The organism is Alkalibacterium sp. s-m-28, assembly GCF_054658175.1.
Genome location: NZ_BAAGIQ010000313.1, coordinates 1 through 363, shown reverse-complemented (window position 1 = coordinate 363; position 363 = coordinate 1). Strand labels below are relative to the sequence as shown.

The following is a 363-nucleotide window of genomic DNA, read 5'->3' as shown; positions in this document are numbered from 1 at the left end:
TGGGAACAGGTGGATCCTTCCCGCCATCGTCACCGCACAGTGACTCTTCTATTAAACTGGAGAACGTTGTTCTCTCAAAACTAGACAGCTGATCAACACGAAACAACACCACTTACCCTTAACACACATCAGTCCAGTTTCGCTCGGCAGATGACCGCGTGATGTGACACCCTTACCCATTGCGCCCTTACGGTGCTCATTCAGGGTATGTGTGGTCAAATCCCGGGATCATCTACCCGCCTCGCTATACTTTCTTTCTTGTGGTTAAGTCCTCGACCGATTAGTACTGGTCCGCTCCACATATCACTATGCTTCCACTTCCAGCCTATCCACCTGATCATCTTTCAGGGGTCTTACTTCCTT

1 rRNA gene is annotated in these 363 nt (G+C 49.6%); it reads right to left on the bottom strand.

The window, feature by feature from the left end:
- Nucleotides 1–260 precede the first annotated feature (260 nt).
- Nucleotides 261–363 (bottom strand): 23S ribosomal RNA (locus ACYQ4S_RS12470); the annotation flags it as partial.